The organism is Allobosea sp. 01N443 (assembly GCF_056399325.1).
The window spans coordinates 1-365 of sequence record NZ_JBFTRC010000451.1 but is presented as its reverse complement, the minus strand read 5'-3'; the positions used below and the strand labels follow the sequence as shown (position 1 = coordinate 365).

The 365-nt window shown below is 36.2% G+C and carries 1 protein-coding gene; it reads left to right on the top strand.

All coding sequences use genetic code 11. From position 1 onward, the window contains the following. On the top strand, positions 1-365 hold a 365-nt coding region (locus tag AC1DRP_RS36935; protein WP_476771193.1), incomplete at both ends, for a hypothetical protein.

Here is a 365-nt window from a genome sequence, read left to right as displayed (position 1 = left end):
CACAAAACGTAGTTAAAGAAGTTCAAAACAACCAATCCGAACTGCGACAAGCCAATAACAATTATAAAAAAATGATTGATGAACGTATGAAGAGCAACGCAATAGTGATTAAACAATATGATCAAGTCATACATCGTTTAACTAAAGGCATCACAGCCATGTTTTTTATCGTTGCCTTAGTGATGGTCGCCTTTTTAGTTATAAGTCCCTTAGGTGACTGGTTAGGCGTCCAACATTTTTACGAATGGCTGAACCACGTGCTTAAAACGGGGCATTCAGCATGGCGTTATTTCATGCTTGTTTTCTATCTTGTACCTTATATTTTATTTGGAGTGCTTATATATGCCATTTTAAAAGCATATGAG